The organism is Actinoplanes sp. NPDC051633 (assembly GCF_040681735.1).
Taxonomy (GTDB): Bacteria; Actinomycetota; Actinomycetes; order Mycobacteriales; family Micromonosporaceae; genus Actinoplanes.
Genome location: NZ_JBFAZH010000764.1, coordinates 1 through 3,794 on the forward strand (window position 1 = coordinate 1; position 3,794 = coordinate 3,794).

General features: G+C 72.6%; 4 protein-coding genes and 1 pseudogene. 3 read left to right on the top strand and 2 right to left on the bottom strand.

Translation table 11 applies throughout. The features are described from left to right. Together AB0M20_RS31520 and AB0M20_RS31525 are read left to right on the top strand one after the other, a co-directional pair. A pseudogene (locus AB0M20_RS31520) lies at positions 1-222 on the top strand (cytochrome P450); the annotation flags it as partial. Further along, positions 219-1,064 carry an NAD(P)-dependent oxidoreductase gene (locus AB0M20_RS31525; protein ID WP_364303972.1) on the top strand — a complete coding sequence of 282 codons (846 nt, stop codon included), beginning with the start codon at positions 219-221 and terminating at the stop codon, positions 1,062-1,064. The pseudogene AB0M20_RS31520 and the gene AB0M20_RS31525, both read left to right, overlap by 4 nt. Here the strand turns inward: AB0M20_RS31525 and AB0M20_RS31530 are convergent. Together AB0M20_RS31530 and AB0M20_RS31535 are read right to left on the bottom strand one after the other, a co-directional pair. After that, entirely contained in the window at positions 1,041-1,631 is a 591-nt protein-coding gene (locus AB0M20_RS31530; protein ID WP_364303973.1) for a hypothetical protein, read from the bottom strand. The genes AB0M20_RS31525 and AB0M20_RS31530 overlap by 24 nt on opposite strands. A gap of 83 nt (positions 1,632-1,714) precedes the next feature. After that, a complete protein-coding gene (locus AB0M20_RS31535; protein WP_364303974.1) occupies positions 1,715-2,431 on the bottom strand; it encodes an EcsC family protein in 717 nt (238 codons plus the stop codon). 140 nt (positions 2,432-2,571) lie between these two features. Here AB0M20_RS31535 and AB0M20_RS31540 point away from each other — a divergent pair. After that, a partial coding sequence (locus tag AB0M20_RS31540) for a methyl-accepting chemotaxis protein (RefSeq protein WP_364303975.1) occupies positions 2,572-3,794 on the top strand: 1,223 nt, incomplete at its 3' end.

Sequence of the window (3,794 nt, forward strand, 5' to 3'; positions counted from 1 at the left end):
GACGACCCCGACCCGGACGATCCGGCGCCGGCGAGGGTGGCGCGGCTGGTGTTCGGGTTCGGGCCGCACGTCTGCCCCGGCGCTCGGCCGGCCCGGGCGCTGATGGTCGTGTGGCTGACCGCCCTGGCGCCCTACCGGCCGGTGGTGGTGCGGGCCCGCGCCGACCGGCGGGCCGCGCTGCCCTCCTGGCGTGAGCTGGTCGTGCGGGCCGGGACCCGATGAGGGTCGCGGTCACCGGGGCGAGCGGCTTCTGTGGGTCGGCGGTCGCCCGCCTGGCCGCCGCAACGGGTGACGAGGTGATCTGCTGCGGGCGCCGGCCGGGGCCGGTCGGCGAGCACCGGCGCTGGGACGCGGCCGCAGACGCGCCCGATCTGTCCGGCGTGGACGCGGTGATCCATCTGGCCGCGGCCGTCGGTGACGCGTCCGGGGACCCGGTGTTCCGCGCGGTCAACGTGGACGGCGCCCGGCGGTTGCTGGACGCGGCGCGGGGACAGCCGGTGATCTGGGTCAGCTCGGCCAGCGTTTACTCCCCCGGGCCGTACCCGGAACCCGTCCGGGAGGACCATCCGACCGGCGGGCAGCGCAGCGCCTACGGCCGCACCAAGGCCGCCGGCGAGGCGCTCGCCATCGAAGCCGGCGCGGTCGTGCTGAGGCCGCGGGCGGTCTACGGTCCCGGCGATCCGCATCTGCTGCCACGGTTGAGCCGGGTGGTGCGGGGCGGCCGTGCGTGGCTGCCCGGCCCGGACGTGCCGATGAGCCTGACCGCGGTGGGCACCCTGGCGCAGGCGTGCGTGGCGGCGCTGCGTGACGGGTGGCCGGCCGGGCCGTACAACATCGCGGATCCGGTGGTCTATCGGCGGGATGACGTGGTGCGAGCGGTGCTCGGCGCGCCGGTCCGGCACGTACCCGTCGCCCTGGCCAAAGCCGTGGCAACGGCGAGCCGCAGCAGGGTCCTCACCCGCTATGCCGTCGATCAGCTCACCGACGGCATGGTGCTGGAGACGTCGAAGGCCGCCGCGCTGGGGTTCCGCCCGCCGTCCTCACTTCGTCCGGATGGAGTGTGAGCGGGCGACGGTCGCGGCGTGCGTGCCGTCACCGCTCTTGCGGGTGACCACCGCGTCGACGGAGAAGACGTAGTGGGTCTTCGGCGACAGGTTGGGGATGGTGGCGTTCATCTGGCCGCACGGCGTCCGCGGTTTGACCGTGGCATAGCCGACGTCGCGCTGCGCGCCGACCACCAGGTCCTGGCTGATCGCGTAGAGCTTGAACTCCACCAGGTTGTAGCCGCCGACGTTGTACCAGCTCAGCTCGGCGCTGGTGGAGCCGGGCGTGACGTCCAGCCCGCCGATGCGGGAGAAGTTGAAGGTGTTCGGCGAGCAGGTCGGCGAGGGGGTGGCGGCCGTTCCGGTGCCACCGGCGCTCAGCGGCAGGAATCCGAAGGACGCGCCCGGCTTCGGGGTGCCGCCGCTGGTCGGGGTCGGCGACGGCGTGGGCTTGCCCCGCTCGGAGACGACCCAGCTCGGGCCGTCGCCGCCGGTAGCCGCGTCGGCGCCGCTGCCGCCGGGCGTCGGCGACGAGCCGGGAAGCAGGCTGCAGCCGGACAGCAGCGCCGCCGCCAGAGCCGGCACCACCGCCGCCACCCACCGTCGCGGGCGGGCCCGACCTCCACGCCTCATCACGGAGGTCAGATCGGACCGCGACGGCGGCCGCTTAGCTATTGGGAGGTGATCTGTGGCATCGCGTTGCTGCCGTAGTAGTCCCGGGTACGCCGGGCCAGGTCCTTGGTGGCGGCCGAGTTGGCCCACGTGCCGAGAATGACGGCGGCGCCCGGGATCACCTTGGCGAACATCCGCTTGGCCGCCCGGATCCCGGCCATCTGAGCCAGCTTCACGCCCAGCTTGAGCATCACGCCGGTGAGGGGCCGCTCGCCGGAGTTCGCGAAAAGCCGGCTCGCCCTCTCCCGCCCGGCCGCCACCCCGAGGGCCAGCCGTGCGGACTCGGCCACCTTGTGCACCCTCTGCAACACCAGAAGGTCGGTCGCCCGGTCGGGATGGGTGGGGTCGAGGCCGTACGCGGCGGCCATGTGCAGCACCATCCGCGCCTGGGTCCAGGCCAGCACCCCCACATCGACGACCGCGCCCGGCAGGCCGGTCGCACCGGAGACCGCACCGGAGAGCCGCGCGTGGTTGGTGAAGCGCTTCGAGGCCAGCTGGCCGAGGGCGCCGGGTGTGATGCCCGGGTTCTGCACGCGCAGCCGCTCGACCCAGCGCTGGGCCTCCGGTCCGAGCCGGCGCACTGCCTCGAGGGCCAGGTGTTCCGGCGCGTACTGCGGGTCGGCCTTCATGCGCGCCCACAGCGTGCCGGGCGGCCCGGCGGCGGGGTCGTCGCCGGCGATGGGGTCAGGGTCAACGGCGGGAGAGGGTTCAGTCACAGATCGCTCCGAGGGAGAGGTGGATCTACAACCATTGTGCCGTGCGGATGCACGTGCACGCGACCATCGACGCAACGAACGGTGCCTGAGATGCACGGAACAGCCCCAAAAGACCCAGTCCGGCGGCGATAGTAGGAAACGTGAAAACCGCCTTCGCCAACTGGTCTCTGAACGCCAAGATCCTGCTGATCGTGGCAATGCTGTCGGCCGTCGGGATCGGCGTGGGCGTCTTCGCCATCCGGCAGATGAGTCAGCTCAACCACTCGGCGGAGGCTCTCTACGCGGGCAGTGTGGTGCCGGCCCAGCGGCTCGAGGACATCGCCACCGACATCGGGACGATGCGGGCGACCGTACTCAATCATGCCCTGACGAGGTCGCCGGCCAGGAAGACCGACTACGAGGCTGCCATCAAGGCCAGCGACGCCGTATTCGACCAGCACGTCGCCGAATACCGCCCGCTGACCGCCGACCCCGCCCTGCTGGACCAGTTCGTCGCCGCGTGGGCGGCATACCGTGAAGCGCGCGACAACACCTTCCTGCCGGCCTCGCGGGCCGGCGACCGGACCGCGGTCGAGCGGGCCCGGAACGAGGAGCTCACCCCGGCCGCCCAGACCGCGATGACCGAGGTGAGCGAGCTGGACGACGCCCAGAACAACGCCGCGAAGACGGAGGTGGAGCACGCCCGAAGCCGGTACGAGAGCGCCTTCCGGGTCACTGCGATCGTGCTGGCCGTCGGCCTGGCCTCCGCTGCCGCACTGGGCCTGTTGATCGCCCGCGGCATCGTCCGCCGGGTGCGTTCGGTCTCCGAGGTGATCAAGTCCATCGCCGACGGCGACCTGACCCAGTCGGCCGCGCTGGACAGCACCGACGAGATCGGCACCATGGCGTCCGAGCTCGACCGGGCGAGCTCGACGCTGCGTCAGACGGTGAGCCGGATCAGCCAGAGCAGCCTGACCCTGGCCGGCTCCGCCCAGCAGATGACCACGGTCAACGGCCGGATCGCGGTGAACTCGGAGGAGACCAGCTCGCGGGCCGACATGGTGGCGTCCGCGGCCGAGGAGGTGTCGGTCAACGTCGCCACGGTGGCCGCGGCGGCCGAGGAGATGAGCGCCTCGATCCGCGAGATCGCGGGCAGCGCCGCCGACGCGGCCGGGGTGGCCCGTGGCGCCGTCGACGTCGCGCACTCGGCCAACAACACGGTGGCCAAGCTGGGCGCCTCGTCGGCGGAGGTGGGCAACATCGTCAAGGTGATCACCTCGATCGCCGAGCAGACGAACCTGCTGGCGCTGAACGCGACGATCGAGGCGGCCCGGGCGGGCGAGGCCGGCAAGGGCTTCGCGGTGGTGGCCAGCGAGGGGAAGGA

Bases quoted from the DNA above. Each gene is read 5' to 3' on its own strand.
- AB0M20_RS31525 (WP_364303972.1), top strand. From the start codon at position 219: ATGAGGGTCGCGGTCACCGGGGCGAGCGGCTTCTGTGGGTCGGCGGTC.